The organism is Nitrososphaera sp. (assembly GCF_037447015.1).
Classification (GTDB): Archaea; Thermoproteota; Nitrososphaeria; order Nitrososphaerales; family Nitrososphaeraceae; genus Nitrososphaera.
The window spans coordinates 1-26,610 of the sequence record NZ_JBBIHK010000027.1 but is presented as its reverse complement, the minus strand read 5'-3'; the positions used below and the strand labels follow the sequence as shown (position 1 = coordinate 26,610).

Below are 26,610 nucleotides of genomic sequence, written 5' to 3'. Positions count from 1 at the left end.
TAATACTTGATGAATCTTTGCAAAGAAGTTTAATGTCTGTGGATTTTCGGGACTAGCTCTAAGTATTAACATATAAAGAGAGTTAGAATAGTGTAAAACCATTAAGTTGTTAATAAATTGCGCTCAGCATCATTCTGTGCCCAAAAATATGATGATAAAGAAGTTGTAACTGCATATATGCCATATTTCGATAATAAGCGGTGATCGTGGAAAATGCCAACACAAAGCCAATATAGGAGACAGTTTTCTTGGACTTTGTGCGTATTTACCTTGTAGCTGCAATAGTACTTTTTTCGCTTGCAGGCATACTCTTGGGCTACGGCCTACCCAATACAATTATGCACCCCGCCCCAGGAGGAGGCGTCATCTTTTATGGCGGAAGTAGCTTCCTCGACGAGAATGGACGCATTGTCAACTATTACGATCCGATTTATTCGCAAACTACCGTGTATGGCATTGCCGCGTTGATAGCTGGCATCCTGATGTTTGCGCTGCATCGAACAAGAAGCAAGAATAAAGATGCTCTTGAGAATCCTAGAAATAGAAAATAATAATTTGATAGCGCCCTGTTGAAGTTTATCGTCAAAAGTGTTACCAATACAAAGACGATCACTTTATGATGGACGCACCGTAAAATCTCACTGAAAAATGGGCACTTGGCAGTTCAGATGGAATTTTGATAAGGCGTCTTACTCGCCTGGAGAAACAATGGCATTTAGTCTATGGATAGATAACAAAAACGACTCTTATCTTCATGTTTCGGAATTTTTCTTGAAGTTTGATTTTGGAGAATATCCGCTGCAACCCGTGAGTGGCATGATAGCACCAAGAAAAACAATGTATGTGGGCAACTTAAGGCTTCAATTGCCCCAAGAAGCTGTAGGTAGCAAGATATTCAGCTTCAGATACAAAATGCAGGAGTACATTAACAACGTATGGGTAAATCTAAGGGAATACAATACTGAGACGAATAATTTCATCAGCGTATATCCATCACCATTTTACAATGTATTTCTGTCAAGAGGATTGCGTACCGAAGACAAAGTCGTAGGAAACCCTATCGCAGAGATGATTAGAGAATGGGGTTTTACAACTACTACTGTCGGAATCGAGGTAGATGTTGCTGAAAATGATATAGCTGATGCAGTCAGAGCGGAAATCCAGAAGGCTGACGCGTTAGTGGCAATTGCTACACCAAGGTACCTGGATTCACTAACTGGCCTCTGGAAAACACTAGAATGGGCACATGATGAGATAGGCATAGCGTTCGGAATTAATAAACCACTTCTAATACTAAAAGAAAAGGGCGTCGCTCTTACAGGACTTCCTTCGTATCTTGCCACTTATAATAAGACACCTATGTTGGAATTTGATCCCTATGGATTACATGATTTAAGGGTCAAGCTTTCAGCTCTAATGCCAAGCTTTAGGGATTGGATAGAGACTAAGAGGCGGCAGCAATTCAATGAGAATCTCAAGAATGTTGTTGTAGGGGGATTGGCCTTCATCGGGGGTGTCGCGCTGCTAAGTGGAATTGTAGGTGCGCTTACCGATTCGTCAGATAAATGAGATTGGATTCTACGAAAAGATCAAAACTCAATTAAGACGAAAACACCGCTACGTTGCATATACAATTACCCCTAGTCTGATTGCCTCTCGTTATGCAACAAAATAACCATTTAATTATTCATGCTCTTCTAGGTTTATCATCTTCTCTATTATCTCGAATTTGATTCGCCGGAGAATATCCTCGGGATTGGCGTCGCTTGCAATTTCTATAGTCGACGGATTTTCATTCCTTTTCGCGACTACTTCTTTGATGACATCAAAGTATCTGTTCCATGTCTTCAAAAGTCCTGAATTTTCTGCGATCTCCTTTTGGAACTCACCTGCGACTGAAGCTCCAAAGCCTTGCAGGCCGAACCTTATGACCATATAAGAACGGCCACCTTCTTCCTGCCTGACAAGGTCAGTTATGGTGTATCTTATCATGCTCTCTCCACTTGCGATAAAGAATATTGTTTGTTGGTTTACAACCACGACATCCTGTGGCTCGGTGCTGACTACCTTAAAAGCTAGCCTTCCTCCGAAGTATGGAACCAGCACTGTATCTCCTTGTACGACTGGAACTCCGTTCAGAGCATCACTTAGATAATGTTCATCTAAAGGAGGAATCGATTCATGGGGCCTGACGACTACTCTATTTGCATTGGAGGCGGTTACCTTCCTGACGCGGACAGTCTCGCCCACCTTCGTATTGCTGTTTGCTTGTACCAGTCCGTCAATTCTTATGATCTTCTTTCCCTCGTCAGAGGGATAGAGTGGCAAGCATCTGGCAACCGTCCTACGCCCTCCTATTATCTGAATAATGTCGCCTTCCGAGATACCTGCAGAACTCATAGATTCATGGTCAATTCTTGCAACTCCTCTACCTACGTCACGTGTATAGCCTTCTGCGACTTTAAGGTAAGCTTTGCTATCTTCGGTATCCGATGACAATGCTCGCTGATTCATTCACTTCCTAGTAATCTTATCTCCCGTACACAAAATACATGAATGGCGGAGCGTCTACAAGGCGCAAACCAAGGAATCGTGAGGGAGAACGATTACTCGCTCTTTTATTTATACAAAACAGGAATCTGTTGGTCATTGCATTATGAGCAACAAGCATGCAACCACTATCAATCTAAGAGAGTTCAAAGAATTTGTCCTGAGCAGGTACAGTTCCGATTCTCCTTTCTACCGGGTGATGGTGGCAGAAAAAGATGAAATGCCATGCGAGGAATATGCCACCAAGTTCCTGACATGGCTGCGGCTAATCCAGATGTCTGTCGCAGCCACTACCCCTCATCATCAAGCATGACTGCCATTGCCATTCCAGCTGACTATTACCTGCTGCCTCGACTCTATTATGTGGTCGCACTTCCATCCCTTTGACAGGTAGTCTGGCAGCTCGTCAAGCTGGATTACCTTTTGCCCATTGTTCACTACCGCAGCTGCGTTGCTGACCGACTGCAACAGCTTTTCCCTTGCCTTCTTTGCCAATTCTTCATCATTTAGATGTAAAAGGTCTTCCTTGTCTATCGCCTCATCGGTGTAGCCAGCAAGCAAAAGCATCCTCCTATATGACTCGTCTCTCAGGTTCGCAGGTCCGTCTGCGCCTAAGCTGCTACTGCTCTGAAGGAAACCCGCAGACCTCAAGAACGCCTTGCGCATGTCTTCGACCACCGCTTGCGGCAAACTGTGCTTGTTTAGAGTATATGTGTGCTCGATGTCTCCTTTGTGGCCCATAAAGAATACCCTGTAATCCCTTAGAATCAACCCTCTGCTTTCTGCAAGCATCAGCTGCGTGTCAAACATATGCCTCAGGTCGTAAGGCCTAGAGTTTATCCCTACCCTTCTCATGTACGTTCGAATTATCTTGCCCACATTTACGGCTGTCAAAAACGGCTTTTCAGACTTTGCCGGGGCAATTACAGGTGAGTCAGGTGTCAGTACCTCGCCGGATTTTACCCTCAAATACAGGTATTCTCTGAGGTATTCGCACGCCTCGCCGGGCATGAACGTAAAGTACTGGTGTCCTGCCTTGCTGATCTCTTTTCTTACTATGACTATGCAAGGTATTTTCTCAAAGGTTATGCTGATGTTGTTGCCATCATGCTCGACCTTCATCTCCGGAATATCTCCAATCGTCAAGCCGTCAGAGCCGTCATAGTACCCGAGGACTTCGGGCCTAAACCCGGATTGCGCCATGAGTGATTGTGCGCACCTGGCCTGTGGCGGAGAGTTCAGGTATAAAGTCCTCAGCTGGCCTTGCGTTGGTACTTGCTTGTCTTTGAGACTTGGCGTATCGGTGACTCCTTTTATCTTGATCTTTCTCTTTAGCTCTATTCCGTTATGAGAAAACCAGGATTTCAGAGCTTTGACGTTTGAAGAGATGTAGCTTCCCGCGTAGTTCTGGCATTCCATCTCTGTAACGATGTCGAGGAGAAAGTTGTATGCCCACTTTTCGTCCCTTGCCGCCCTTCTTGCAAGCTTTTGCGGCGAGATATTCTTGGCCGTGGCGATGCTCCCAAGCCTCCTGAAATTGACATCTGCAGTTATCTTGGAGCCCCTGGACATGTTGTTGTACCATCGCCTGACGTCTTCGTGCTCGAGCAGGTGACGGTACTTTTTCTTGCTCTGTTTTTCGTCTCCTGACACAAGAAATACTGCGTTTTGCGCTCTTAAGGCGGAAGGTCTTGATACTTGCTGGTGGTGAGAACCACTGGCCCCATTTTATCGTCATCTTAAAAAAGCCCGCAGAAATCTGCGCCGTCGATCCTTTTGAATGGAGGTGCGACCCTAATTGAATGGCACAAGGAAAACTGCCGAGGGATCGACTTCTGGCCTGTGCAATAGTTTTGGGGCGCCTTCTTCAGCTATTCCCAGCCTCGCCACTTTGTTGCGGCCAAGATCAAATGCAGTCCTGACACTCTTTCCATTGCCGACGGCGCTGTAGAAGATCCCGGCAAAAGCCTTCGCAGCCTCGTCAGAGACCTCTGCCGACATTCCGACGACGCAATCCACAGATTCAGAGATAACCCTGGCCTGCCTTTCAGAGTAGCAGGCGTTCAGGCAGACTAGCCTGATCCGGTCCTGTCCGCGCACCGATTTGTCCGAATTCCATATCCTGAACAGGTCAGACAGTATCTTGATGGAAGCGTGTTCCTTCGCCTTCTTTGAGTCCTGAAAGACAATTATCCCGCTCTTGGTGCCGTGGCCTGCAAAGTGCAGTATCTGGGGCTTGTACCTGAGCAGGTATGCGTCCAGCGCAGAGACGGACGCGTTATGCCTCTGCTCAAAGTCAAAAAGGCTCCCGTGCTCTGCCGCAGCCAGCATGTCTGAAACGCTGTTGCATTCCTCGATAAGGTCGAGCGGCTGGGTGCCTTGCGGGTTTGCGGAGAGAAAAAGCATCCTGACTTTGCGCTCGTCTGTGACAAACCTCGCAAGCCTCAGTATCTCGTCTTGCAGTTCGCCCGGAACCCTGAAGGTTGTGCCCAGCTCATAAACACTCTCTGTCCTGGTGTCCGCCCTTGCCGGCCCGCTCATGAGGCTTCTCACCGACAGGACGGTATCTGCAAAGTGTGTCACCTCTTCATCAAAGTCGGTCAGAACCTGCCCGCTGTAAAGTGCCCTGACATAGTCGTTTTCTATCCACTTGACGCAGCCTGTCAGAGTCTCCTGCCTTGAGGGATCGAAATGGCTGAAAGTCCAGTAGTTGCCTGTCCGGCCGCTCACCTTTCCTTTGAACGTGACCGCTGCCGTGACATCCAGCTCGTTCCGGGCGGGGCTGTACGAATCGGCCGGCTCGAAGGTGTCGGCGACTATGTACATCCTGGGTATCCCTGCCCTGTACTCGAACAGCTGCGGGCTGTCGCGGGGAAGGAAGCGCACCTTGCCAGACAGGCTCCTGCAAAAAAGCATTCCCTTTTTCTTGATGATTTTGCCTGCCTCTCGATACGTATTTTCTTTGAGGGCCACTACAAACCCTGCGTGGGCGCTCCCGCTGGTCGTAGCAGACAGGAATTTTAACTGCTCCCCTCCAACATTTTTTGCAAGGAGCCTAAGGCACCCGACCCCTCCGTTTACCATGTGCTCCTTTCCGCGCGGATTGAAATAGTGGGTGCCTTCGATCATGTCTCCTCTAGCCTCAAGTATGTGCATTGCCGCTTCTTCCGTATGGTACAGCCCCGGAGACTGGGGTATCCATTCCAGCAGTTTGAAATCCTTGAGCAAAACCGTGGCGCTCTCCGGCAGTTTGTTGTCCAGCGCGTCTTTCCACAGCTTTTTTTCGTCGTCATAACTAAAATCCTCACGCCTCCCCGGTCCGGGAATTGCTGAAGGAGGCTTGAGGTACTGCCGGGTAGCGATATAGGATCGCAAGAACGCGTTGCTCCTGCTGCCGTCAAGCCTGCTTGTTGCCGAATAGGGGGCAGCCATCCGTCGGTAGTTGAGCACCGGAACTATATCTCTTTTCTTGCTCACCCTCTCCCTCCAGAAGAGGAGAGGTCGTCATCCCGTCTGGCAAATCGTTCAGATTCACCTATCTTTTCTCTCTCTTTCAAGTGGCGGACGGTCAAAACGAGACATTTGGATGGATGCCGTATATACTTGCGCAGCGTCCCTATCAGCTTTGCAATATTGGGGGGGGGGGGGGCAACGGCGGAGCAAATGCCTCGGCGTCTGTTACCTCAATCTCAAACCCCTCATGCATCTCTTCCATCCTGCCGGGACGGCCTCTGCGTGTTTTTGCTGCTGTTGGGTTAGCCGGCTTTTCAGCCAAGCTTGGCGCCGGCTGCAGACTCGATCCATTCTCTGTACCTGTCGACCCGTGGATAGACGCCGCCGTCTCCGCATGCCCTGCCTTCGACTTGGCTTGGGATCCCGCGCGAGGTCACGCCTGCCAAAAACCACCTGCTGCGAGAGTCTGCGATATAGAGTGGGCCTCCGCTGTCGCCGCTGCAGGTATCCTTCATCAGCGCGGGCTGTCCTGCCACCATTTCGAGATTTGGAATACAGCAATAACGTTCCTCGTCGCTCATGCCCACGACGGTGCCGGTGCAGTCGTTTGACGCAACGGCTACGTCCGTCTGCCGCTTGGTGCCGTAACCATACTCTCCACTTTCATCCTCGGCCCCAAAACCAACCAGGCGGACTTCGGTAGCTTTGTCGATGAGCTGTGTCGATGCCAAAGGACGGGGAAGCGCAACCTTTGGAGGGACCTTTTCTTCCAGGAGCAGCACCATCATGTCGTTGGATACGGACCTTCGTCTGGCTTTATAGCCGGAATGACGTATCACTTCGCGCACGCTGACGGTTTTGCCTTCTGATTCAACATTGCTCCCAAAGAACACGCGCGTAGGTATGTCTTTTTTCTTTGAGCAATTGCAGTGGCCTGCGGTAAGGATGGCGTCAGGGGCGATCAGGGTTCCGCTGCAGTACCACCTTTCGTCGCTGCCCACCGCCACGCAATCTGGAAAGTCGGAGTGGCCGACAGACACCCCGCCGATAATGCGCTTGGCACTGGCTTTTCGGAGCATGAGGGCGCGAAAGTTTTTCACGTAGCGCGGATCCTGCGCCATCTCTGATTCCGTTCTCACGGTAGCAAGCCGTATGGGAGAAGGAGGCGGAGCCGACCGGGTTGTGGAAAGGGATCGTACTGTCCAAACTGCCGACCTGGTCCTGCTTTCCTGCCGCTGCTCTGCAAAGAATTTTGCCCGGAATTCCTGTATGAATCTGGCCACGTCCTGGCCAGCCGCTGCATCTGCATGCGCCAGCGCCCTTGAGATGCGCTCTTCACGTTCAGATTCTGTCATTTTGCTCAAATGCCATGTTACCTCTGCTGATATGCGGCTGTTGCATAGATGAACCATATAAGAAATCCTAAAGGATGTTCTATGTCGTCTGCCCCTGCTGTGGAGAGATGATGGGCGGTGGAGAGGCACACATCATGCGGCGGATTGTTGTGCTGCTGCCAAAAGCCCGTTGCACATGCCAATCAGGTTAGCAGGCGATGATGATGGTGATGATGCCTGCGAACAATAGGGATCCCCTTGCACCGGTCGCAGCGTGACATATCATCGCTGCAATACTGGCGCAATTCTTTCAGCTATTGCCGGCAAGCACGCAGGGAAAGGTCGCATGCCGGAAAATAAAAAAAGGCCGCAACGGCGGCAGGTTTTACTTTTTGGCGTTCTTCTTCTTTGCCTTGCCGGTCTTGGCCTTGGATTTGGTAGATTTTTTTACCATACTTTGTGATAGATCTAGTATTATATAAGAAGGCGCTTTTCCACACCCTCCATCTTGCTGCTCTTCTTGCCTGATTGATAGTACATACTACGCACAGCAGCATTGCCGCCCAAAAAGATCTGGCCGGCGAGCAAGAGGTAATTATGGGAGCGCGCCCATATTGCAGGCTGGAGGGTGTGATGACGAGTCAAAGTGTGGCAGGAGGAAAAATATGTGTAGTGCCTGTCATGAAAAAACGTCTGACCCTCTACTACTTGTGATGCTGATAACTGAAAGAAAGAAATAGAAAAAACAGAGGTGGTACTTTCCCCGTCGTCAGGCAGTTGCCACGTTTTAGATGCCAGTAACTTTTTTCAGGTTACTGGGCCAGTTCAGCCGTTGCAAACCTTGCGCCTACATTCGTGACCTTGATCTTTGCATTCTGCCCAACTTTTGCGCCCTTGACAAAAATTACGAAACCCTGGACGCGAGCAATGCCGTCACCCTGTCTGCTTATTTCCGTGATTTGCACGTCGTATTCTTTGCCTGTTTCCACAGGCTTTGGGCCGTAGCCGCCACTTCCACCACGTCTTTCGTATGACATCGTTGACTTTGGGAGTAATTGCTTGTAATATAAACGAATGAAGAAGCGGCAGCCAGCAAAAAATCAAGGGCGACTGGACTTATAAGGCTGCAAGATCCCCTGACAATCTTGAGCAAAAACAACTTTCCCATGAAGGACTGGCACGTAAGCCACATGGAAAAAACCATATTGAAATACGTCAAAGGGCTGCCAGCCAACGCGTCATCGTGGGAGCGGCGCCAGGACCGAAAATATGGCCGCATAGCAAGCGTGTGCAGGCAGATAGACTATGACATCAAGCACGGGGTCGAGAGGGAGCAGGTGCTTTCATTCATCGAGAAGGTGCGCAAGGACTCTCTGCAAGCCGGCAAGGGTGGTGTTACTACTACTGCTGCTACTACTACTGCCGCTGATAACGGCTCCGCCGCGGCGCTCGGCCGCCTGGACGAAATAAAAGAGCATTTTTTTGTGCCCGAGACCCGGATAGCGCGCTGGTAAACTGGCGACGAGGTCTTTACAAGGCTCCTCACTTTCTCTATCACTGCTGCCTGCATGAAACACGCTGGAAAGAGAGAAACGCCGCAAGCATGGCGACAAATGCGCATGCACGTATACGCGCTCACACACATGCAGCCTGCCTTATTAGGAAGCAAGGCTATTGTAATCCGGTTTGGTCGTCGGCTGGAGCTATATCGTCGTGTGCAGGAACTGCGGCTACATATCGGCTGAAAAGCTGCCCGAGAAGGAGGCAAAGGCACTCATGCATGAGCACGTGGGCGACGGGGCCCACTGCTCGACAGGCTATGTGAGCCTGATGAAGGTGCGCTCCTAGCAATCAGCGTGCTCTGCTGCCATCCGGCGGAGCATCTTGACGCATTCCGAATACGTCCTGTACTTGAACTTGATCTCGGCGACAGGGCTGTCCGGCTCCAGCAGGTCCTTGCTGGTGTCGATGTCATACTTGGCGCCAATGTCCTTCAGGATCGCGTTGACCGTTGAATTTCTGTACGATTCGACTATGAGCTCTGCCACGGCGTACCTTGGATGTAGTCGCTTATAACATGCTATCTATCCGCCCATCTGTAACATATCCGCCACGCTATGCGGGAGATCCCTTTGCAAACAGTATCTCGTGGCTGCTGTCCCCCTGCTCATCATCGCCTGGCATGTCCTCCCAGATCACGAACATGTCGTTTCCAGAGACCGATATCGAGGGGCATTCAGACACGCCGACGTTGTTGCTCAGGTTTGTCACCGACCCTGAAAAGGAGCGCCCGCCATCCGTGCTTGACAGCAGCATTATCTCGTCCTCGTTTGTCGTCGACGTTATGGCCTGCGCAGCAATGTACACAGAGCTGGGCGACGCAACTGCAAGCTCGACATTGAGCGGGTTCACCATGCTGTCCCCGCTCTTTATGACTGCTGGAGCGGAAAAGCTATTGCCGCCGTCCGTACTCCTGACGTAGAACAGGCTGTCGGTGGAGGTGTTCAGGCCACCCCAGACGACGTGCACTTCGTTCCTGTATGCTGCTACCTGCGCCTCGCCTACTGCGATGCCACCGTTCAGCTTTTGCGGCGCGGAAAAGGTCGTGCCGCCATCGAGGCTTTTTGAGTAGAGCAGGGACTGGCTCTGGTTACCATTGCTGCTGCTGTCGCCGCTGCTGCTACCATTCACATCCTGCACGCCCCACACAGCATAGACGCCGTCGCCCTGCGCAGCCACCTTGGGAAAGGACTCGGAAAAGAGCGTGCCTGCGCTCCCGTCACTGTAGAGCGGGGTGGGCGCAGAAAAGCTGTCGCCGCCGTCAGAGCTTGACGCAAGCATTATCCTGCCGCTGCTCCCGCCATTGCCCTCCTCCTGCCATATTACATACACCCGCTCGTCGCCTGCAGCGGCTATTTCGGGGTTGAACGAGCCGGCTCTGCCAAGCGCCACCGGCGTGCCGAAGCTGGCTCCCCTGTCGTCGCTCTTGGCAAACATGACTTGCTTGCCGCCACTGCCGTTATTGTTATTGTCCGTCCAGACGACGTATATGCTGCCGCCGTCAGCAGAGACGGCGATCTGGGGGTGCTCTGAAAAGCCGGGGTTCCTGCTGATGTTTACGGCATCGGCGGTATCAAAGCTGGCTCCCCTGTCGGCACTCTTTATCATAAAGATGTCATAGTTGCTGTCGCCGATGTTGCTGTCTTCCTCCTCGTCAGTGTACCGCTGTCCCTCGACGGACTCTTGCCATACCACGTACACGCTGCCGTCCTGCGCGGCTGCAACTTGGCCATAGACAGAATCTGCGGGGTTCTTTGTCAGGTTCACCGGCTCGTCAAAGCTGACGTTGACCGACGGCCCGTCCTGCTGCTGCGGTAGAGAATCCTGCCCTTCGCTGTCAGACGCGGGAGGCGGCGGCAGCGATGACGGCGATGATGATAAAGACCCTGCCTGCTGCCCCGGCACAGGTGCACCAAATATGAATATGGCGGATACCGCAGTAGCGATGATTGCTACCACCCCCACTACCGCCACGGCCACAATTATTGTTACTACTACTGCTGCTCTTCCTGCCTTCACGCCATATCGACCCCCTGCCAATATATTACAATAAAGGGGGTTGCTTCCGGTTCTAAAACCACTGGCGGGACAAATAATGGACTGTATGCATATAACATTCAAAAGTTCCAGAACATTGCAACTTGAAGCTGCTTTTAGCCACCGCCGTCTTGCTGGCGCTAGCGCTTGCCATGGGCTCCCTTGCCGGCAGCAGCGGCGGTAGCTACGTCAGCAGCGTGGCTGGCATAGGCTGCTGCGCCGCCGTCACCGCGGCAGCTGCATCCCCGGACGCCGTCTCTGTGCAGTCTGTGTCGGCGGCAAGCCCTGCAGGCAACTACCACATGAAAAAGGCCCGGCTCGGCACCGAGCTTGCCGGCGTGGCAGAGATCGCAAACCACGATACCGGGATGCGGGACTATGTGGTAGTCCTTGAGCTGCGGGACGCAGGCGGCATAACCCTCCAGCTCGACATCTTTAAGGGCCTGCTTGGGGCCGGCCAGGCGGCCACCCTCCAGTCGCCTCCCCTTGCCATATCTGCACCGGGCGACTATTATTTGCGTGCCTTTGCCTGGTCGTACCCTGCGCTTGGGCAAAAGCAGGCGACGGCTATGACACTGTCGCCGCTGGCAACCGCCCAGATCTCGGTCTTCAACTCCACCCTCTTCCCTCAGCACAAGACCGGCGTCTATGTCCCGCTGTACGACTATCCTCTCCTTGATTCGCCGCAGGGCATGTGGAACGAGCTTGCAAGGGCCAAGGCGGCGCACCCCGCAGTCCAGTTTGCAGTCACGATAAACCCGTGGTCCGGACCCGGCATATGGCCCGATCCAAACTATGCTGCCGGCACTTCGATGCTGAGGCAGGCCGGGGTCGATTACGTGCTGGGCTATCTGCCTACAATGTACGCGACGCAGCCGCCTGGCCTCTCGCTTGCAGAATTGAAGGTAATGGTGGACAGGTACAGGTCGTGGTACCCCGACGTAAACGGCCTGATGCTCGACGAGGTGAACTCGGGCGCAGCACAGCTGCCTTTCTACACAGAGCTTGTCAGCTATGCCCGCTCGCAGGGCATGGAGTATATCGTCGCAAACCCCGGCACGTCAGTCGACAGGGCGCACATAACGGACGGCATCTTTGACAACGTGATGATATTTGAGAACAAGGTGCTGCCAACCGTGGATCAGCTGCAGGCAAACACCCACTACCCGGACTACCCGCCAGAGACTTTCTCTTTCACCGCCAGGAACGTGCCCTCGCTTGACCCGGGATACGTCTACGATGCCAAAGAGTACGTCGGGTTCATGTACATAACGGACGATGTCGAAGATTCGTTTGACACCAACCCGTACAACAGGCTGCCGCCCTACTTTGATCAGCTTGTGGAGCTCTTGGATGACAGCAGCAAAGTTGGCGATGATGGTGGCAGTAGCGGCAGCAGCGCCGGCTAGCTACTGCCCCTGCTCTCCCTCGCCATGCGCTCGACAACCTCTGCTATGGCAACCCTTATCGCAGATATGCCTGTCCGGAAGGGAAAGGCCCCCTGGCCTCTGTCTGTGACGGGGTTGATCCACTCGTACAGCGCCCGCAGGGCCTTTGGATTGCCGCTGTCCTGGGACGAGAGCATTGTAAAGAGCTCTCCGCAGTCGCCAAAGAGGCCGAACCTGCAGCGCGCCTGCATCTCTATGCCGGTTATCCAGGGCCAGAGCGTGTGGTTGTGGTACTGGTTTGGGTGCAGCTTCCAGGGGCCCGTCTTTTTCAGCTCTGCCTCTGTGACCAGCGGCCATCGGCCCCTGTTGCTGCCGCCTTCTCTGCTATTGCTATTGCTGTTGTTGCGGTGCTTCCATACCCTGTCCTTGAGGGCGGCAAGCGTGCTTGCGGCGCGGGATTCAAGCTCGGGTGGAACCCGCTGCGTTGCTGGGCTGAAGCAGTTCCGGGCGGTGTTCTCTGTCACGGCGACCAGGTACAGGGCTACGTCCTGCGTGAGCGTCTTGCCCTCCGTCAGGTCGGCGTAGGTTCCCTCACGCTCGCACCACATCAGCCGCTCGACCGCCCCTGCCGCCTTTTGCGACTGCGCTTCGAGCCTGGCCGCCTCGGCATCCCTCCCAAGCTCCCTCATCAGCGACGAGAGGTTTGCAAGGGCCAGGAGCCAGCACGCCTGGCTGTAGACCACCTTGCCGGAGCGAAGGACCGTGTCCATCCAGTCCTCGTTGTGGCCCTGCTCAAGCAGGCCGTCGCCGTCTGCGTCCCTGGCCGCCAGGTAATCGACTGCCTTTAGCATGCGCGGGATCACGTACTCCATCACCACAGACGGGTTTGAGACGAGGTGGGGCGCCTCCAGCGCCTGCGAATCAGAGGCTACGCCGCTACCGTCAATGGCAGCGGCATCTGTCAGCGGTGGAAACGCAAGGCGCGCCTTGAGTGACAGGTCAAAGGCCCATGCAGAGGTAGAGATCATGAGCGCGGTAGAGTCGATGTCTGGGTTTGCGCCATACACCTCTGAAAATCCACGAAATATTGTGGTGGGGAGCGCCCCCTGAAACCTGGCCTGCCGGTCTGGCGCGGCGACGCGGGAGGCGTAGCCCATCTCGGGCGACCCTCTGCCGTAGATCACCTTTTCGCCGTCCTGTGCTATCTGGTGCGACCATATGAAGAGTATCTCCTGCATCACGTCGGAGAACCTGCCTGCCAGGAACCAGTCCTTGAGTATGAACGCAGCGTCGCGGCACCACACGGCCTTGTAATAGCCACCGGGGTTCACCCCCTCGCCTACAAACTGCTCGGTGGATTCGAGGAATCTTAGGGCCTCTGTGACCGGAAACGGCGGAGTCTTGGCGGCGGAGGCTGCTGCAGCAATGGTGGAATTGGAACTTGCGTCGGCCAACGCGCCATAAAATACGACTCCCCCCTTTTTAGTTTGCAACCGCAGCAAGAATAACCCTTTTTAGCAATGACTGCGGCAAGAAGACAGGTGCAAATACAATCACAATGAGCGAGTACAAGTGCCACGCCTGCGGCGCGGCGTTCGAGTCGCTTGGCGACATGCAAAAGCACGTGCTGATAGACCACCTCCAGAGCGAGGGGCTTGCATACGTAGCAAAAAAGCAGGCCAACGCCGCCTGATTTTTTTGTTCAGGGGACGCAGCGCCTAGCGTAACGCGCGGCGGCGACGCTGATGATGATATGACGAGGTGGTGATAATGATGGTGGCATCAATGAACCACCCAATAGGTTGCCGGTATTTGCTGGCCCGGGGAAGCCTGGAAGCATCAGCGGCCAGCTATTTCCGGTTCTAGCCACCGGACAGATATGCCGCTGCACGCCGACTAAAGCGTTGCATCCAAACCTGTCCAATTGTCCGGCAATTTTTTCCGCTGCTGTCGCACACGGGGTGAGATGCCGGACGCGTGGCGGCAAAACTCTGAAAAGTCCTGCCGCTTATTCCTCTTCTGCACAAATACATTGATACCGGGGTACTTTTTCCTCACAAAGGGCGTGGGCAGGCACAAGGACTACTTGACCTCATTTGAGATAGCCCTGCGGGACGCCTCGATACAGTACTGCAACCTGGTGAGCATCTCAAGCATCGTGCCACCCGGCTGCAAGCTCTTGCCAAAGGAGAAGGGGCTAAGAAAGCTGAGCGCCGGCGAGATAACATTTGTGGTTCTTGCCCGCAACGCCACCAACGAGCCCCACCGGCTGGTCGCCGCGTCGGTGGGGGTCGCAATACCTGCCGGCAAGCAGGACTATGGCTACCTGTCGGAGCACCATTCTTTTGGGCAGACCGAGGAGGTGGCAGGCGACTATGCAGAAGACCTCGCCGCCACGATGCTTGCGACCACGATGGGCATAGCGTTCGACCCTGAAAGGGCGTGGGACGAGCGCAAGCAGCTGTTCAAGTCGAGCGGCCTGATAATAAAGACGGCAAACGTGACGCAGTCGGCCACGGGCGACAAGGGCGGGCTGTGGACGTCGGTGGTGGCGGCCGCAGTAATGCTCCCTTGATCAAAAGCGAATGAGAACTAACTAAAAGCCGACCTTTTGTATCCGCTTGAGTATGCTCAGGAGCTCGTCTATCTGGACCTCGTCTGACTTGCTGCCGTTCATCTCCGCCACCATCTTGTTTATCTCCTGCAGCTCCTTCAGGATCGACGTGTCCTCTATCAGGTCTACAAGCACCTTGGGCTCAAACGGCTTTTGTATAAGCTCGACCACCTGATCCAGCTGCTTGACCGAGTCCCGAAGCGTCTCCCTAACAAAGGCCGACGCAAAGATTATCCTCTGCTGGGGGTTCATGGCAAGTATCTGCCTGGCCGCCTCAAGCCCGTCCATCTTGGGCATCCTGTAGTCAAGAACGACCACATCAAACGGCTCGTATCTCGAAGGGATTTTGCCCGGCAGCCTCTCCGTGGCGCTCTTGTATGCTTTGATGCATTCTTCTCCGTCTGCCGTGATCGTGACCGTGTGGCCCCTTGCAGTCAGCACTATGCGGTACAGCTCGCTCATGCTGGGCTCATCCTCTGCTACGAGGATGTTCATCTTCATGGTTGTTGGTAATCTATGGTCACATATAAAACAATTTTCCAGTATTGGCTACTATTCTCTCGATAGGTGATGCGCTGTGCGGCCTGCTCTCACCGTGCCGCTGCTGTTTTTTGCTGCGGCATTGGCGTCTGCGCGCCCTCTTCTTTGGCCGTGTTTGCAGCCGCCGGGAGCTCTATCTTGAAGGTGGCCCCGCCTGTGTCGTTGTTGTATGCCGATATCCTGCCCCCGTGAGCCTCGACGATTGCCTTGCTGATGAACAGCCCAAGGCCCGTCCCGTGCGCAACGTCGTCACCCACCTTTTTGGTCACGAACTTGTTGAAAAGGTGGGGCAGCACATCGGCAGGTATCCCTCCGCCCGTGTCGCTTATGGTTATCTCGATCTTTTTCGTACCGTTGCCTCTGTCCGCCGACGGCGGCGACAGCAGCAGGCGGCTTGCGACTGTTATCTTGCCCTTCTTTGTGAATTTTACAGAGTTGCCAAGCAGGTTCATGAACACCTGCGACAGGCGCTCCCTGTCGCCTGCTATCTCCATGTCTTCGTGGGCGGAGTCAAAGTCTGTCTCAAGCGACACGCCGGCGGCCACCGACGGCCTGACGGCCTCTACGCAGCTGACAAGCGCGCCGTGTATGTCCATCTTTTTCATGCTGTAAGGCAGGGTGCCGCTCTCTATCCTGCTCACGTCCAGTATGTCGTTTGCCAGCCTCTGCAGCCTCTGCGCCTGCCTGTGGATGATGTCAAGTGCCTCCTTGCTCGATATGATGCCGTCCCTTGCCATCGAGGCGTAGCCAAGTATCGGGTGTATCGGCGACCGCAGCTCGTGCGAGGCCACGCTTATGAACTCGTCCTTGAGCCTGTCCAGCTTTTTCAGCTCGATGTTGGCATTTTCAAGCACCGCGTTGAGCTCTTCAAGTTGCTGGTTCCTGCCCTTGAGCTCCTCCTGCGCCTGCACGAGGCTCTTTCTCATCTGCTCAAAGTTTGCCGCCAGGCGCGCTATCTCGTCAGAGCCGGCCGTGGCTATCTTTTCGCCAAGGTTGCCCTGCGCTATCGCGTTTGCCACCCTGCCAAGCTGCCTGACGCGCTTTGAAATGGAGAATGTGACTGCGCCCCCGATGCCTCCAACCGTCCCGACCACCGCTGCGGTCAGGAGCACTGTCAGGTTGGTGCCACTTGCAATGTCCGACAGAACAGCTGTCTGCTTGGCCTGCATCTGGTCAAAGTTGGCCTCGATCCTCTTGTCTATCTCGAACCTGACGACATCTGCCTGCTCTCCAAAGTCCCCTAGGGTGGCATGAAGCTGCTCTATGTCAACTCCGCTGGCCGCCGCTGTAGCGGCAGCAGCTGTGCCATGGCCGTGATCCTCGCCTACGACAGCAGCCGCCGCAGGAGCGTGGTCTGTAGAAGCGTTCGCACCGGCCGCCGGCGCAGCATGGTTGTGGGCAGCAGGCATGCCCTGCGCTATCTCGACCATCCCGTCGCCTATAACAAGGAGGGAAAAGATCTCGTCGCCTATCCTTTCAGAGGCCGCCTCGTCTGTCTCTAGCTCTGCATACCTGTCGTACGACGCCTGCAGCTGCTCCTTGGAGCGCTCGATCTCGTCTTCGTGCATCTGCTCAGGGTGCACTGCGTACGCAAGTATGGCCGCCACGAGGTGGTTAAAGTCGGACTTGAGCTCGCCAAGCGCAATTATGGAAGGCGTAGCCTGCCTCTGCACCTCGTCAAAAGACCTGCCCACCTTGGATATCTGGTCGTAAAGCAGGAACCCGGATATCGCTAGGAGCACTCCGGTCGTGATGATGCCTGCAAACAGCTTTGTCCTGATTTCCATGTGTGTTCTGCCTGCCCCTCTCCTTCTCTGTTTTCTTCCGGACTTTCTGCCTGTATTGCAGTTAGTGCGTTCTCCTATATAAGGAAAAAATCTGCGTATATGCATGGCACGGTGACAAAAGCACCGGGGCCTGCCGCCCTGCATGCGTGCGGCGCCGGTAAAAAGCAGCGGCGCCAGAAACCTAAATAAAATTCCGGGCAGGTACTCTGGTGGTGTCCGGCCAGGCGACGACGGCGATGACGATGAGGAGGAGGCTCACCACGCTTGCAGCGGTCCTTGCAACTGCTGCTGCAGCATCGGTGCTTGCGGTGCTCCTTGCCTCCGGCCCTGCCAAGGACCTGATCGAAAACCTTGCAGTCGCGGCTGCGTCGTCATTTGCCTCTGCGATGGCCGTGCTTGCTGCTGTCTCCCACCGGAAGAGGCCCGGCTTTGCGCCCTTTGCCGCGCTTGCCGCCGGGTTTGCGCTGTGGTCGATTGCCGAGGCCCTCTGGGCGTACCTGCTGTCTGCCACCGGCGAGATCCCCTTCCCGTCGGTGACGGACATCCCGTACCTCGCCGGCTATGTGTTTGTCGCCATCTTTTTGTTCTCGCTGTACCGCGCCCTGCACCAGCCGTTTGAGAACCGGCTGGTCGCCGTCGTGGCCGCAGTCACGCTCGAGGCGTTCTTCCTCAACTTTTTCCTCATACAGGTGGTCGAAAGCACGCTCGGATTTTCGCAGCCGACCGATGGCGACTGGCTGCTGCTTGCGGCAAGCCTTGCCTACCCGCTGCTCGACGGCATACTGCTCGTCCCCGCTGCGGTGCTGATAATAGCCGGGCGCGACAGGCGCAGCGGCGGCCTCATGGGCAGGCTCTCGCTGGTGCTCCTGGCGTCAGGCGTGGTCGTGTTCAGCGTGGCAGACACCGGCTTTAGCTATTTTGCGCTGACCGACTTTGCCGCTCTGCAGGATGAAAAGATGTGGAACGCGCTCTATGCGGCCTCGTACGTGCTGTGCGCCGGCTCGCTCCTCTCCGTCCTGCTGGAGGCAAGGGACGGCCAAAAGCCGGGGATCAGAAAAGCAGCGGCCATGCGAGACTAGCTAGAAGAGGCCAAACAACCCCCTGCCCGATGTAAAGCCAGCAAGGACGTACAACCCCACCGAGGCTGCAAGCGCCGCCACCCACACCAGCTTGTTCCACGCAAATATCTTGGAGCCGTCAAGCCCCATGAAGGGTATGAGGTTAAAGATGGCTATCCAGCTGTTGAACCTGGTCCCTGTCAGCATCAGGTCGGGGCTCGATACGTCGAGGTAGTATGCAAGCGCAAAGCCTGCGCCAAGCGCAATGTTGGTGAGCGGGCCGACAAGTGAGATCCTGCCGTTCCTGCCCTCGCTTATCGGACCGCCGATGAACACGGCGCCTGGCGCGATGAACTTGAAGGGGAAAAAGGGCAGCGCCGATATCGCGGTTATCACCGCGCCGTACAGCAGCACACGGAACTCTGCCCACGCCCTGTAGAACTGGGCTAGGAACTTGTGCGCAAACTCGTGCAGCAGGAACGCGCTCACAAAGACTGCAAGGTATTCCGGCTGCAGGCTGAAGTGAAAGATGGACATGCCCACTGCCGTGACAAGCGCGGTGCCAAGGGCAAGGTGCGCCAGCTCTGTTTTTGAAAAGCGCAGCACGACCGCATTTTTCAGGGTGGCCGCCAGCCGCTGGCCGGCGCTCCCATGCCTGCCGTGCAAATACTCGATGAACTCCCTGTCTTTCTCGGGCTGGCGCATAAAGTCGCTCAGGAAAATGCAGTCGTGGTTTGGCGGCAGCCTGTGCTCTGAGCAGAAATAGCCCCTGCAGTACCGGCAGTTAAACGCAAGCTCTTCCACGGGCCTGCCGCAGATGCCGCACTCTATTGCCACTACGGTAGAATGTGCGCACCACGAGGATAAAAGCCCTAGCCGTGTTTTTAATTATATTATTTTTCCACTGCGGCCGAAGGGGACCTGACGCCCCTGCCCTGGTGCGCAGTCTTTTCCCAGAACACGGGCTTGAACAGCTCCTGGTAGAACGCCCGAAGAGACGCTATTGGCATCATCACGTTCATGTAAAAGAACATGTGGGGCAAATACCTGACAACGTTGACTTTGATCCCTTCAAGCTTGGCGCCCTTTATCCAGATATAGTAGTAGAGGGCGTTGAACCAGAGCGGGATTATCGTCCAGAAGGGGATGGCGCCGGCAGTCGCCGGCGGGAGCACGCCGGCTGACTCGAGCAGCCAGTACGCGGTCACCGCATACGCTATCCAGTTGAGCACAACGATGAGGGGGCTGACCAGCATCACAAGCGTCGAGAATATGCCCATGTATCCCATCCTCCTTGCGACTGCCGGCCGGAACAGTATGTGCGAGTACTTCCAAAAGCTCTGCATCCAGCCCCTGAACCACCTGCTCCGCTGCTTTATCCATGCGTCGAGCGTCACGGGCGCCTCCTCCCAGTGCCTGGCGTCGATTGTGCCGACGTTCCAGCGCGCTATGCGCAGCCTGATCGCAAGCTCGGCATCTTCTGCCAGGTTTGTAGGCTCGTAACCGCCGACGTATCTGAGCGCGGCGCGGCTGAAATAGTTCCCCGTCCCGCCAAGCGGCGCAAACATCTCTAGGCTCGACCTGCCGTTGAGCATTATGCGGAACCAGCCGGCGTACTCCATGCCAAACACCTTGGATATCCACGAGTCGTCGGTGTTGCCTATGCGCAGGATCACCTGCACGGCCTGCCGCCCGTGCTTTGTTATCGCAGCCGCCGCCTTCAAAAAGACGTCCCTGTCCGGTATGTCCTCCACATCCATTATCACCACGATGTCGCCGGTGCACAGCCGCATCGCGTCGTTGAGGGCCGAAGGCTTGGTCGGAAAGAACTGGCGGCGCGCCAGGAGCTTGACAGTCTCCGGATATTTCTGCTGGTACCAGAAGGCTATGCGCTCGCCGCCCTCGTCGTCCACCACGACGATTATCTCCTTCTTGTCCTGCGGGTAGTCCACGTGGTGCAGGCACGCCTCTATCGTCCTGCCAAGTATGGGCTCGTTGCGGGCCGGCAGGATGGCAGATATCTTGGGGTAGTGGTCGAGCCTGACGTCGGGGTTCATCGGCGGCTTTAGCCCAGAAAGCGTGATCACGACGTGGTAGACGCCCCACACCGTATAGATGGCCGTGATGGAAGTCACAAGCGCAAACAGGAACGCAGAGGGCAGCAGGACGGCAAACGCCGCAAGGCTGGCCATCGCGGCCGAAAAGAGCGCGACGCGCCTAGCCTGCAACCCTCGCCACTTCTCCGGCTATGGCCTGCGCGTCTGAAATGTCGGCGAGGGGCACGAGCCTTATCTTGTCGAGGTTGACCACGGGGGCGAGCCTGCCCACGAGCGAGCCGGGCACAAAGAGCACCATCACGTACTGGCCAAGGTCGGCCCCGCGCAGTATCTTTTGCAGTATTTTTGCTTCCACGCCGGACTCGTCTGTCATAAAGTCGACCACGAGTTTTGATCTGGCGGTCCTGGCTACAAGCGGAATTATGTGCGTGACGCCGCTTGCGCCCCTCACCCTGCCGAGCACCTCTGCCTCGATGCCGTGGTCTGCCGCAAGCGCCTTTTGCACGGCCACGAACCGGTCGGCGACTTCTGCAAAGCTCTGGATCTCGTCGTTCACCCTGTACACCGGGAACGGCTTGAGGTCTATCTCGTCGACGCGCGACTCGTGCCCGTCGCTGCATGCGATGTTGACCAGAGGGTACTGGAAAACCCTGCCGCAGTCCTGGCACTTGAAGCCTATGCCCGGCTTGCCGTACTCTATGCCTACACGCTTCATCTCCTTTGAGCACTTGGGGCACACGTATTCGGAGCCGCCCCTCTGCGACACAAACTCTTCGACCGGGCCGGAGTACTCGCACTCGTAGTGTATCATTATCTCCGACCTTGCAAGCGACGACTTTTTGCAGTCGGGGCAGTTGAGCCTGATCGCGAGCAGCAGGCTTGAGCACCGGGGGCAGGCGGGGTACGACTTGGTGCCTGCGACTGCAAGGAACTTTTCCTGCTCGTAGCTCTTTATCCTGTCAAAAGAGAGGCCTACTCCCTCTATCTCGTAGACGACGCCTGTCCCGTGGCGGAACTGGGGCTGGATGCTCTCTCTGGACTTTTTTGCATAGGACGCAAGGAACGCAAGTGTGCTGTCGTCGCGCATCGGGTCGAGGAGGGCTTTTTTGTCTGCACCGTCCATGTCTCTATGGTCGCCCTCCTCTACCATCGGCGCTACTGCCGCCGCCGTCGTTGCTGCCGCCGGCAAGCCTCCTGAGCAGGACTGCAAGGTCTGAGACCGGCTCCATCCCAAGCTCCTGGCACACCTGCGCGGCCACTGCCCCCTCTATCAGCGGGGCGCCGTTTCCGAATATGTCTCGCAGCGTCTTGACAAAGCTGTCTGGCTTGTCCAGTATCTCGTCGCGCCCGACTCCGACGCTTGCAAGGTGAAAGTACAATACCTCTGTCTCTGTAAACAGCAGGCCCCTCAACGTCTTGTGGATCTGCGACACGGCGCGCTGCCGGTTGTCGGCGGCCTCTTTTCCTCCTCGTCCGCTGCCGCTCATGGCCTGTGCTGCTTCACCTTCTTTGCTGCCGCCACTTGTTTCTGGAGACCCGCTTTCCCTGGAGCAACCCGCGTTATTGGGCCGGGCTATTATTTAAGCAACCTGCCATTCCAAAAAATACAGCGGGACAGAAAGGAGGGAAAAAAATTAAAACCGTCTGCAAGCTTTACAATAGCCGACATCGCAATGCAACTAGAACCATATCACGGCGGCCGGAAAAAGGTCGTAGTCTACAACACGTATGCAGACGGCGGCAAGCTCCACTTTGACGTGTTCATACCGACTGACAAGTCGCGTGCGGAGCAGGTGCCTTCGGAGCTGGACGCGCAGGCCAGGGAATACGCAAAAGAGTTCCTGAAGCTGATAGGCAAGCCGGCAAGCGACCTGATGGTGAACATGTGCGAGCGCTGCCACATAGACGACACGTCGCTCTATGCCAACGAGCTTTGGCAGCTGCCAGGCAAGGATGTGTTCATCTGGCCGATGGAAGGCTGCCCCAAGCCCGGCTGAGCTAGGCCTGCGCGACACGGGTTCTTCTCTTTCCCTCTTCTTTTTCTTCTCCTTCTGACGGGGCGGCAAGGACAACGTTCTCGTATCCAAGGGCTGAAACTTGGTCCAGAAGAGCATTCCACCCTTTCTTGGCGTCTGCTCCCCTGGCCGCGCGGTACAGCGCCCGGGCAAGCGCGTTCTTTTTGCTTGCAAATGCTGCAGGAACGTGCATCGCAACCAGCATCCCCTTTGTGGCAAACATCTTTTTCCAGTCGTCAGGGTAGTGCATTTGAGACGGGACAAAGTCCAGGGGCAAAAGCTCGTGCGGCGGCACGCCGGCCTTGCCGTGCCACAGGTACCCGACGTACCCCGGGTTGGCGTTCCTGCTCTTTGGCTTTGCAAGCCTGTCCAGAACGGCAGGGTCATGCGTCCTTCCGACTATTACAAACGTGGTGCCGCCATACCTCTTGACAGCTTCTGCCCTCCTTTGCCGGCCTCGCCCTCCGCCGCCCTGCCCTTTGCGGAAAAAGCCGGCGATGTGCACCTGCAATATCGTGCTCCCGGGCTTGTAGCCAAACAGCCGCAGGTACCGCAGGATCTCCTGGCGCCTGTCTGGAGGCACCTCCTCCTGAACTGTGCTCCGCGCGGCCCCTGTTGCTGTCGTCTCTGTCATTGTTTCCATGTCTGCTCTTTCTATGGCAGTGGTTCCACCGCGTCTGTAAAAACAGTTACTTTGGAATAGGAGGGAGGAGAGGGGGAGGGGAGAGAGAAAAAGATAATAAACAAACCGCCCGGAATTGCTTGCGGCTTGCATGTAGCAATAACCAAAAAGCCCGACTCGGTGCGCTATGATTTCAGCTGGTGCTGTACCAAGATGGCTGGCGCCAAGGAGAAGAACATGATCCGGGTCAGCCCAGACGGCACGGTCGAGCTGTACAGCAAAAAGGGCGAGCTCGTCGATCCCGACCTGTCACGGTGCCCGTTCTGCAAGAACCCGATAGCCATATCGCAGAACTAGCGTGTCTCGAGAAAGAGAAGAAGAAAGGAAAAGTGGGTCGCGAGAGATTTGAACTCTCGATTCCCACGATGTCAACGTGGTGTCTTAACCGAGCTAGACCAGCGACCCTCTTGTTACTACGCCCCACATACCTTTTTAGCCCAAATATATTGTTACAGTTCTTCATCTTTGCCTACTGGTTTAACCTTCTTTCGATTCTCCGCCTCGTTGCGGCCAGGATGGTATGCACAAAATCTATAACATTGTTGCAGTTTCAGTTACGGTATGGGTATTAGACCACGAAGGATGCTGCTCCTCCAGAACCGATCTGACTTGAGCCGTGAGGAGTCCTGGCTCCGTGAGGCCTACGCAAACATTGTATCTAATCTAACGGCCTTTGCAACTGATCCTGCCTCAACTTTCGATTCTTTTTCTGCAAATTTTATGGGTCTAGATTCAATTGAGAGTGGCAAATACCGATATCGTGCTCTCATGGAAGTGACATCTTATTTTTGGGGCTCTAAGGGCGGGAGGGGGGCTTTGTTGGAAAAGGTTCTTGCCTCTGCCGGCGGAGCCACTGCTGTTAACGGGATGCGCCTATCAAAGATACCTGAATGGATAGCTTCGATCAAGGGTTCTGCCGAAATCAAAGAATGGAAGGTCACCGGCAGTGATCCGAAACTAAAGTTTGATCTGTTGAACGTCATAGGAAATAGGTTAGTATTTCTTGAAATAAAAAATCGAGTTGACAGCGGTGGAACCGCAGCCCGAGAGGAGTCTCTAGCAAAAAAGTTCCTAAAGCTGGCTGAGATGATACAGAACGGCGTGCCTGTGTATATAGGAGATGGAGTGGAGATGGATATTGCACAGGCTCTTCTTGGTCTTGGAATCAAGAGGCTGGAGATGCATACAGGATTTTTATTTAGCGTTGATGGAAAAGAGGCTACAATAGACGACGATAAATCTAAGGGCTTTTATACACAGAGCAAGAGGCTGATGGAAGAATACTACAGGAAACACAACAACCGTTTTTCAGTGAAACTGACGTATGACGCAAATACTCAGCAGCTAAGCTTTGAAAAAGACGGTCTATCAGTGATCATCGACCTACTATATGGAAACGATGTCACAAAAAATTTTACTCATGAAAGGGCTGCACTTGTAAATGTGCTTGATAAAGTATTTCGGAAGAAATGGGACGATATTTGGTTATCCGTAGACTTGGCTATCTCTCAAAGAAGCTTGCTGCTGGAGACAGGTAGCAATATCATCAACGAAATAAGGCTTGTTTTGTCCGAAAAACCGAATTCCAATTTCGTTGCAAACTATGGCAAATTTACTGCGACGCCAGATGATATCCAAAGCTTGGAAGCGTGCATCAGGATTATCAGGCATAGGATGGATCTGCAAAAAAGAAACTCTGTGCCTAAAACAGACATGAGAGATCAAGAGATAGCCGATTGTATCTATGTCTATGCTGCCTCGAATAGCCATTACAAAAAGGTTAAATCTTCATAAGGGTCTGACAAGCTTGGAAGCTTCAAGATTGATTTCCTGCGATCTCCGTGATGGCGATTCACTCAAAGTTCTCAGGAACCTTGCAGATGATCCAAGACAAAAGGGCAAATACCGTGTGATCATAACTTCTCCGCCATATTACGGTCATAGACATTATGGTGATAATGCAAGTGAAGTCGGCCAAGAAAAGACAGACCGGCAATTTATCGAAAGGTTAGCTGAAGTATTTACTGTATGCCGAGAATTATTGACAGAAGATGGTTCGCTTTGGATAGTTATAGGAGACACACGCCGCAACAATCAAAAGCTCATGATTCCCCATCGGCTGGCTCTAAAGCTGGTTGAAAACGGCTATACTTTCAGAGAAGATATCGTCTGGTACAAGAAAAATAACGTATCGAGCAGTGCAAAACACAATCTTTCTCAGGCTTACGAGTTCATCCTCTTCCTTTCTAAAAATGATGTATCATACACAAATCTCGACCTCATAAGAGTGGGTGGAAATGAGGCACGGGAAGGAAGAAACAAAACACCTCCTCATCATCTCTTACAACATCAGCCTGTCAATGCAGACAAAGAAAGGATTTCCCAATTAGAAGACATCATACACAACGCAAAGCCTGATACTCCATTCAGTGCACTGCCTTCTACGAGCGAAATCTCTTGGGCATACGGCTACGATCCAGAAAAGTACTGTCCCACATGCTTTAGGAAGTTCAAAAGACATGCCACGCGGAAGAGGATTGGTGATCATAAACACTACCCAATATTTGCTGTATGTAACCCTGCAGGAAAGAATCCTGGCAACGTCTGGGAAATATCTACAAAAGCCCATTATGGGAACGAACATTTTGCTATATTCCCAGAGGACCTTGTAGCAAGGATAATCAACTTTGCATCTCAGAAAGGCGACTGGATTCTTGATCCTTTCATGGGCAGAGGAACAACAGGCGTAGTATGTGCTCTAACTGGAAGAAACTTTACTGGGATTGATTTGTATCCGGAAAATCGGAAGAAAGCAGAAAAGAACATCAGGGATGCCCAAAATGGCAGATATGATGGGAAATTGGTAAACGTAGTTGCCCGGGAGACAGAATTAGTGAAGTCTAGAATGCTTGTTGGCGCCGCAACTTTGGAGACCTATCTGCTCGCGGATAGCAAGTAACCAAAAACACTATCTTCGGAATACATATCCTGTAACGACTGTATGCGCTGCCTGATGTAGCAAGCATAATAACCGGACGGGAACGCAATATCATCAGCTGACTCTCTTGGGAAAAGAACAAGCAGATCATTATTACGCCCTGTCAGGGCAGGAAAAGGAGGGGCTCTACAAGGCGATATTTTCGCGCCGGGACGTGCGGTCGCACTTTATCAGCGGCCGGGACGTGCCGGATGACATCCTACTCAGGATACTGAACGCGGCTCACCACGCCCCGTCGGTGGGCTTTTCCCAGCCGTGGAACTTTATACTGATCAAAGACATGGAGACGAGGAGGCAGGTCAAGGAGTCCTTTTTCCGGGAGCGGGAGCGCTCTATCGCCATGCTTGCCGGTGACAGCGAGAGGCAGGCAAAATACGCCAAACTAAAGCTCGAGGGGATAATCGAGTCTGCGCTCAACGTCTGCGTCACCTACGACCCGACCCGCTTTGGCCCGTTCGTGCTTGGCCGGACCTCGATAGAGGACACGGGCGTCTACAGCGTCTGCTGCGCCATCCAGAACCTGTGGCTTGCGGCAAG

General features: G+C 54.2%; 28 protein-coding genes and 1 tRNA gene. 13 read left to right on the top strand and 16 right to left on the bottom strand.

Annotated elements, in window-relative coordinates:
• Positions 1-648 precede the first annotated feature (648 nt).
• A complete protein-coding gene (locus tag WKI84_RS09615; protein ID WP_337863333.1) occupies positions 649-1,569 on the top strand; it encodes a hypothetical protein in 921 nt (306 codons plus the stop codon).
• A 114-nt stretch (positions 1,570-1,683) separates the two neighbouring features.
• Here WKI84_RS09615 and WKI84_RS09610 read toward each other — a convergent pair whose 3' ends face one another.
• On the bottom strand, positions 1,684-2,499 hold the full coding sequence (locus WKI84_RS09610) for a hypothetical protein (RefSeq protein WP_337863332.1): 816 nt from the start codon (positions 2,497-2,499) through the stop codon (positions 1,684-1,686).
• A gap of 157 nt (positions 2,500-2,656) precedes the next feature.
• Between WKI84_RS09610 and WKI84_RS09605 the strand changes: the two genes are divergently transcribed.
• The gene (locus WKI84_RS09605; RefSeq protein ID WP_337863331.1) at positions 2,657-2,863 is read left to right on the top strand and encodes a hypothetical protein; all 207 of its coding nucleotides are present in this window, start codon (positions 2,657-2,659) and stop codon (positions 2,861-2,863) included.
• Here the strand turns inward: WKI84_RS09605 and WKI84_RS09600 are convergent.
• The 4 genes from WKI84_RS09600 to WKI84_RS09585 form a co-directional block, all read right to left on the bottom strand.
• Complete coding sequence (locus WKI84_RS09600) at positions 2,854-4,203, bottom strand: hypothetical protein (protein ID WP_337863330.1); 1,350 nt, start codon at positions 4,201-4,203, stop codon at positions 2,854-2,856. The genes WKI84_RS09605 and WKI84_RS09600 overlap by 10 nt on opposite strands.
• A 141-nt stretch (positions 4,204-4,344) precedes the next feature.
• Positions 4,345-6,027, bottom strand: coding sequence for a CHAT domain-containing protein (locus tag WKI84_RS09595; RefSeq protein WP_337863329.1), 1,683 nt, complete (start codon positions 6,025-6,027; stop codon positions 4,345-4,347).
• Between the two features lie 290 nt (positions 6,028-6,317).
• Entirely contained in the window at positions 6,318-7,358 is a 1,041-nt protein-coding gene (locus WKI84_RS09590) for a serine protease (RefSeq protein WP_337863328.1), read from the bottom strand.
• A 791-nt stretch (positions 7,359-8,149) separates the two neighbouring features.
• A complete protein-coding gene (locus tag WKI84_RS09585; RefSeq protein ID WP_337863327.1) occupies positions 8,150-8,374 on the bottom strand; it encodes a TRAM domain-containing protein in 225 nt (74 codons plus the stop codon).
• A gap of 108 nt (positions 8,375-8,482) precedes the next feature.
• Between WKI84_RS09585 and WKI84_RS09580 the strand changes: the two genes are divergently transcribed.
• On the top strand, positions 8,483-8,851 hold the full coding sequence (locus tag WKI84_RS09580) for a hypothetical protein (RefSeq protein WP_337863326.1): 369 nt from the start codon (positions 8,483-8,485) through the stop codon (positions 8,849-8,851).
• Between the two features lie 172 nt (positions 8,852-9,023).
• Complete coding sequence (locus WKI84_RS09575) at positions 9,024-9,185, top strand: hypothetical protein (RefSeq protein ID WP_337863325.1); 162 nt, start codon at positions 9,024-9,026, stop codon at positions 9,183-9,185.
• On the opposite strand, the gene WKI84_RS09570 is transcribed toward WKI84_RS09575, so the two are convergent.
• Positions 9,182-9,385, bottom strand: coding sequence for a hypothetical protein (locus tag WKI84_RS09570; RefSeq protein ID WP_337863324.1), 204 nt, complete (start codon positions 9,383-9,385; stop codon positions 9,182-9,184). The genes WKI84_RS09575 and WKI84_RS09570 overlap by 4 nt on opposite strands.
• A gap of 67 nt (positions 9,386-9,452) precedes the next feature.
• Positions 9,453-10,916, bottom strand: coding sequence for a sialidase family protein (locus WKI84_RS09565; RefSeq protein WP_337863323.1), 1,464 nt, complete (start codon positions 10,914-10,916; stop codon positions 9,453-9,455).
• 122 nt (positions 10,917-11,038) lie between these two features.
• On the opposite strand from WKI84_RS09565, the gene WKI84_RS09560 reads away from it, so the two are divergent.
• A complete protein-coding gene (locus WKI84_RS09560) occupies positions 11,039-12,343 on the top strand; it encodes a spherulation-specific family 4 protein (RefSeq protein WP_337863322.1) in 1,305 nt (434 codons plus the stop codon).
• Here the strand turns inward: WKI84_RS09560 and WKI84_RS09555 are convergent.
• Positions 12,340-13,776: a GH116 family glycosyl hydrolase gene (locus WKI84_RS09555; RefSeq protein WP_337863321.1), complete on the bottom strand. Its 1,437-nt coding sequence runs from the start codon at positions 13,774-13,776 to the stop codon at positions 12,340-12,342. The two genes, WKI84_RS09560 and WKI84_RS09555, sit on opposite strands and share 4 nt — an antisense overlap.
• Before the next feature lie 104 nt (positions 13,777-13,880).
• Between WKI84_RS09555 and WKI84_RS09550 the strand changes: the two genes are divergently transcribed.
• Together WKI84_RS09550 and WKI84_RS09545 are read left to right on the top strand one after the other, a co-directional pair.
• On the top strand, positions 13,881-14,015 hold the full coding sequence (locus WKI84_RS09550) for a hypothetical protein (protein ID WP_337863320.1): 135 nt from the start codon (positions 13,881-13,883) through the stop codon (positions 14,013-14,015).
• Between the two features lie 339 nt (positions 14,016-14,354).
• Positions 14,355-14,897: an arginine decarboxylase, pyruvoyl-dependent gene (locus WKI84_RS09545; protein ID WP_337863319.1), complete on the top strand. Its 543-nt coding sequence runs from the start codon at positions 14,355-14,357 to the stop codon at positions 14,895-14,897.
• Between the two features lie 21 nt (positions 14,898-14,918).
• On the opposite strand, the gene WKI84_RS09540 is transcribed toward WKI84_RS09545, so the two are convergent.
• Both WKI84_RS09540 and WKI84_RS09535 read right to left on the bottom strand, forming a co-directional pair.
• The gene (locus tag WKI84_RS09540) at positions 14,919-15,437 is read right to left on the bottom strand and encodes a response regulator (RefSeq protein WP_337863318.1); all 519 of its coding nucleotides are present in this window, start codon (positions 15,435-15,437) and stop codon (positions 14,919-14,921) included.
• Positions 15,438-15,526: 89 nt separating this feature from the next.
• Complete coding sequence (locus tag WKI84_RS09535) at positions 15,527-17,263, bottom strand: ATP-binding protein (RefSeq protein ID WP_337863317.1); 1,737 nt, start codon at positions 17,261-17,263, stop codon at positions 15,527-15,529.
• Between the two features lie 209 nt (positions 17,264-17,472).
• Here WKI84_RS09535 and WKI84_RS09530 point away from each other — a divergent pair, with 209 nt between their 5' ends.
• Complete coding sequence (locus WKI84_RS09530) at positions 17,473-18,342, top strand: hypothetical protein (protein ID WP_337863316.1); 870 nt, start codon at positions 17,473-17,475, stop codon at positions 18,340-18,342.
• Here WKI84_RS09530 and WKI84_RS09525 read toward each other — a convergent pair whose 3' ends face one another.
• From WKI84_RS09525 to WKI84_RS09510, 4 genes are read right to left on the bottom strand one after another with little or no spacing between them, the layout of a single operon-like run.
• Complete coding sequence (locus tag WKI84_RS09525; protein ID WP_337863315.1) at positions 18,343-19,158, bottom strand: AN1-type zinc finger domain-containing protein; 816 nt, start codon at positions 19,156-19,158, stop codon at positions 18,343-18,345.
• A gap of 56 nt (positions 19,159-19,214) precedes the next feature.
• Complete coding sequence (locus WKI84_RS09520) at positions 19,215-20,549, bottom strand: glycosyltransferase (RefSeq protein WP_337863314.1); 1,335 nt, start codon at positions 20,547-20,549, stop codon at positions 19,215-19,217.
• Complete coding sequence (locus tag WKI84_RS09515) at positions 20,539-21,567, bottom strand: hypothetical protein (RefSeq protein ID WP_337863313.1); 1,029 nt, start codon at positions 21,565-21,567, stop codon at positions 20,539-20,541. The genes WKI84_RS09520 and WKI84_RS09515 overlap by 11 nt, the downstream gene beginning before the upstream one ends.
• Positions 21,506-21,865, bottom strand: a complete 360-nt coding sequence (locus WKI84_RS09510) for a hypothetical protein (RefSeq protein ID WP_337863312.1) — start codon at positions 21,863-21,865, stop codon at positions 21,506-21,508. The genes WKI84_RS09515 and WKI84_RS09510 overlap by 62 nt, the downstream gene beginning before the upstream one ends.
• A 186-nt stretch (positions 21,866-22,051) precedes the next feature.
• Between WKI84_RS09510 and WKI84_RS09505 the strand changes: the two genes are divergently transcribed.
• Complete coding sequence (locus tag WKI84_RS09505) at positions 22,052-22,375, top strand: DUF2024 family protein (protein WP_337863311.1); 324 nt, start codon at positions 22,052-22,054, stop codon at positions 22,373-22,375.
• A 1-nt stretch (position 22,376) separates the two neighbouring features.
• On the opposite strand, the gene WKI84_RS09500 is transcribed toward WKI84_RS09505, so the two are convergent.
• Positions 22,377-23,036, bottom strand: coding sequence for a hypothetical protein (locus WKI84_RS09500; RefSeq protein WP_337863310.1), 660 nt, complete (start codon positions 23,034-23,036; stop codon positions 22,377-22,379).
• Between the two features lie 126 nt (positions 23,037-23,162).
• On the opposite strand from WKI84_RS09500, the gene WKI84_RS09495 reads away from it, so the two are divergent.
• Positions 23,163-23,372, top strand: a complete 210-nt coding sequence (locus WKI84_RS09495; protein WP_337863309.1) for a hypothetical protein — start codon at positions 23,163-23,165, stop codon at positions 23,370-23,372.
• A 33-nt stretch (positions 23,373-23,405) separates the two neighbouring features.
• Here the strand turns inward: WKI84_RS09495 and WKI84_RS09490 are convergent.
• Positions 23,406-23,480 (bottom strand) — tRNA-Val (locus WKI84_RS09490).
• A 204-nt stretch (positions 23,481-23,684) separates the two neighbouring features.
• Here WKI84_RS09490 and WKI84_RS09485 point away from each other — a divergent pair.
• The 3 genes from WKI84_RS09485 to WKI84_RS09475 all read left to right on the top strand — a co-directional run.
• The gene (locus WKI84_RS09485; RefSeq protein ID WP_337863308.1) at positions 23,685-24,869 is read left to right on the top strand and encodes a hypothetical protein; all 1,185 of its coding nucleotides are present in this window, start codon (positions 23,685-23,687) and stop codon (positions 24,867-24,869) included.
• Positions 24,870-24,882: 13 nt separating this feature from the next.
• On the top strand, positions 24,883-26,034 hold the full coding sequence (locus tag WKI84_RS09480) for a site-specific DNA-methyltransferase (RefSeq protein ID WP_337863307.1): 1,152 nt from the start codon (positions 24,883-24,885) through the stop codon (positions 26,032-26,034).
• A gap of 106 nt (positions 26,035-26,140) precedes the next feature.
• A partial coding sequence (locus WKI84_RS09475) for a nitroreductase family protein (RefSeq protein WP_337863306.1) occupies positions 26,141-26,610 on the top strand: 470 nt, incomplete at its 3' end.